1 protein-coding gene is annotated in these 526 nt (G+C 70.7%); it reads right to left on the bottom strand.

Translation table 11 applies throughout. The features are described 5' to 3' along the window. Positions 1-526: glycoside hydrolase domain-containing protein (locus FQ705_RS29295; protein WP_144147640.1), on the bottom strand; the 526-nt coding region annotated here is incomplete at both ends.

Below are 526 nucleotides of genomic sequence, written 5' to 3'. Positions count from 1 at the left end.
GGCGCCGGCCACCGCGAACGGCTTGCCCGGCTGCACGCCCGCCGCCGCCAGCGCATTGAGCGAGTAGCTGAACAGGCTGCCGTCGAAGTCCGCGCTCTGGCCGTCGCTGTTGGTCGCGCCGTCCGCGCTGAAGCCGCGGTTGTTGTAGCTGTCGGCCGCGTTGATCGCCACCGGCACACCAAACGACGGCGGCTGCTTCTGGCTGCCCCATTGCGAGGGCGAGCTGCCCATCGAGAAGTGCAGGGTGCGGCCGTTGCCGAGCCGCACGTCGATCTGCGGGAACTGCGGGCTGCCGATCGCCAGGCCCGCTACGCCCGGGATCTGCGGGTACAGGCCCAGCGCGCCCCACACATACCAGCCCGACACGGCGCCGAGGTCGTCGTTGCCCGGCAGGCCGTCGGGGCCGGTGCCGAACGCGGTGGCCATGATCTGCTGCACCACGCGCTGCGTGCCCGAAGGCTGCGCCGCCCAGTTATAGAGCCAGGGCACCTCGAAGGTCGGCTCGTTGCCCATGTAGAAATTGGGC

The organism is Paraburkholderia sp. BCC1884 (assembly GCF_900996225.1).
GTDB lineage: Bacteria > Pseudomonadota > Gammaproteobacteria > Burkholderiales > Burkholderiaceae > Paraburkholderia.
The sequence above is the reverse complement of the archived record's forward strand: the minus strand, read 5'-3'. Positions and strand labels throughout refer to the sequence as shown.